The sequence below is a fragment of the Acinetobacter sp. Tr-809 genome, assembly GCF_011753255.1.
GTDB lineage: Bacteria > Pseudomonadota > Gammaproteobacteria > Pseudomonadales > Moraxellaceae > Acinetobacter.
In genome coordinates this window covers 1-3,372 of record NZ_VWVZ01000013.1, presented here as the reverse complement: position 1 = coordinate 3,372, position 3,372 = coordinate 1, and the positions used below count along the sequence as shown (strand labels likewise).

1 protein-coding gene is annotated in these 3,372 nt (G+C 45.4%); it reads left to right on the top strand.

Annotated features, from left to right (window positions below; translation table 11 throughout):
* A partial coding sequence (locus tag F3J02_RS18335) for a hypothetical protein (RefSeq protein WP_167251612.1) occupies positions 1–3,372 on the top strand: 3,372 nt, incomplete at both ends.

Sequence of the window (3,372 nt, the reverse complement as noted above, 5' to 3'; positions counted from 1 at the left end):
CAGCAGATGGTGTACAGCTAGGCTTAGGCAATACCATTAAAGTTGGTACAGCGAATCCAGTCACTATTGATGGTACAGCAGGTACGATCGGTGGTTTAACGAACAAGACCTGGAATGGCACAGCAGTCTCAGGTCAGGCAGCAACAGAAGATCAATTGGCAGCAGTTGATAGCAAGTTGGGTACGTTAGACGATGCAGCAGTTAAATATGACAATGCAACGACTAAAGACAAGATCACGCTTGCAGGAGTTGGTGGTACCACGATTACTAACGTAAAAGCGGGTGCGGTAAATTCAAGCTCAACTGATGCGGTGAATGGTAGCCAATTATTCAACACAGCAAATGATGTGAAGAATGCAATTGGTGGCAATACAACGATTGATGCGACAACTGGTGCAATCACGACAAGTAACATTGGTGGCACAGGATCGAACACGATTGATGGTGCGATCACAAGCGTTAAAGATGCAGCTACCAAAGCGAAAACGACGGTTACAGCTGGAGATAACGTTGTTGTGACCCCAACAACGAATGCAGATGGTTCAAGCAACTACCAAGTATCGACAGCGAAAGATGTGAACTTCGACAAGGTGACTGTAGGAAGTGTAGTTGTTGATAAAACAACGAACACGATCAAAGGTCTGAGCAACACGACCTGGAACGGCACAGCAGTATCAGGTCAGGTAGCAACAGAAGATCAATTGGCAGCAGTTGATAGCAAGTTGGGTACGTTAGACGATGCAGCAGTTAAATACGACAATGCAACGACTAAAGACAAGATCACGCTTGCAGGAGCTGGTGGTACAACCATTACTAACGTAAAAGCGGGTGCGGTAAATTCAAGCTCAACTGATGCGGTGAATGGTAGCCAATTATTCAACACAGCAAATGATGTGAAGAATGCAATTGGTGGCAATACAACGATTGATGCGACAACTGGTGCAATCACGACAAGTAACATTGGTGGCACAGGATCGAACACGATTGATGGTGCGATCACAAGCGTTAAAGATGCAGCTACCAAAGCGAAAACGACGGTTACAGCTGGAGATAACGTTGTTGTGACCCCAACAACGAATGCAGATGGTTCAAGCAACTACCAAGTATCGACAGCGAAAGATGTGAACTTCGACAAGGTGACTGTAGGAAGTGTAGTTGTTGATAAAACAACGAACACGATCAAAGGTCTGAGCAACACGACCTGGAACGGCACAGCAGTATCAGGTCAGGCAGCAACAGAAGATCAATTGGCAGCAGTTGATAGCAAGTTGGGTACGTTAGACGATGCAGCAGTTAAATACGACAATGCAACGACTAAAGACAAGATCACGCTTGCAGGTACTGGTGGTACAACCATTACTAACGTGAAAGCTGGAGATATCAGCTCAGCAGCATCGACAGATGCAGTGAATGGTGGGCAATTATTTACGACCAACCAAAATGTGACGACTGCTCAAAATGCGGCAGATGCAGCACAAGCGACAGCGGACAAAGGCATTAAGTTTGGAAATGGTACAAGCAGTAACCAATTTGCTTTAGGCGATACGCTGAATGTTAAAGGTTCAGCAGATGGCAGCATCACCAGTACCACGACAGCAGATGGTGTACAGCTAGGCTTAGGCAATACCATTAAAGTTGGTACAGCGAATCCAGTCACTATTGATGGTACAGCAGGTACGATTGGTGGTTTAACGAACAAGACATGGAACGGCACAGCAGTATCAGGTCAGGCAGCAACAGAAGATCAATTGGCAGCAGTTGATAGTAAGTTGGGTACGTTAGACGATGCAGCAGTCAAATATGACAATGCAACGACTAAAGACAAGATTACGCTTGCAGGAGCTAGTGGAACAACCATTACCAATGTTAAAGCTGGAGATATCAGTTCAGCAGCATCGACAGATGCAGTGAATGGTGGACAATTATTTACGACCAATCAGAATGTGACGACTGCTCAAAATGCGGCAGATGCAGCACAAGCGACAGCGGACAAAGGCATTAAGTTTGGAAATGGTACAAGCAGTAACCAATTTGCTTTAGGCGATACGTTGAATGTTAAAGGTTCAACAGATGGCAGCATTACCAGTACCACGACAGCAGATGGTGTACAGCTAGGCTTAGGCAATACCATTAAAGTTGGTACAGCGAATCCAGTCACTATTGATGGTACAGCAGGTACGATCGGTGGTTTAAGCAATAAGACATGGAATGGCACAGCGGTATCAGGTCAAGCAGCAACAGAAGATCAATTGGCAGCAGTTGATAGCAAGTTGGGTACGTTAGACGATGCAGCAGTTAAATATGACAATGCAACGACTAAAGACAAAGTGACTTTAGGCGGTGGTGCAGCAGGCACGACTATCACCAATGTGAAAGCTGGTGCAGTGACAGCGGCATCAAAAGATGCGGTGAATGGTAGCCAATTATTCAACACAGCAAATGATGTGAAGAATGCAATTGGTGGCAATACAACGATTGATGCGACAACTGGTGCAATCACGACCAATAACATTGGTGGTACCGGTTCGAACACAATTGATGGAGCGATCACAAGCGTTAAAGCAACAGCAGACAAAGGCATCAACATTGGTGGCACGACAGGCAAGAACAACTATGCCTTGGGTAGTGATATCAATGTAAAAGGTGACAGCAACATCACCAGTACAACAGTTGCAGGCGGTGTACAACTGGGCTTAGGCGATACGTTGAATGTCAAAGATGCAATCAATGTGGGTAGTGGTGCGACAAAGGTTAAGATTGATGGCACAACCAATACGATTGGTGGTTTAAGCAATACCACTTGGAATGGCACAGCAGTATCAGGTCAAGCAGCAACAGAAGATCAATTGGCAGCAGTTGATAGCAAGTTGGGTACGTTAGACGATGCAGCAGTTAAATACGACAATGCAACGACTAAAGACAAGATCACGCTTGCAGGAGCTGGTGGTACAACCATTACTAACGTAAAAGCGGGTGCGGTAAATTCAAGCTCAACTGATGCGGTGAATGGTAGTCAATTATTCAACACAGCAAATGATGTGAAGAATGCAATTGGTGGCAATACAACGATTGATGCGACAACTGGTGCAATCACGACCAATAACATTGGTGGCACAGGTTCGAACACAATTGATGGAGCAATCACAAGCGTTAAAGATGCAGCTACCAAAGCGAAAACGACGGTTACAGCAGGAGATAACGTTGTTGTGACCCCAACAACGAATGCAGATGGTTCAAGCAACTATCAAGTATCGACAGCGAAAGATGTGAACTTCGACAAGGTGACTGTAGGAAGTGTAGTTGTTGATAAAACAACGAACACGATCAAAGGTCTGAGCAACACGACCTGGAACGGCACAGCAGTATCAGGTC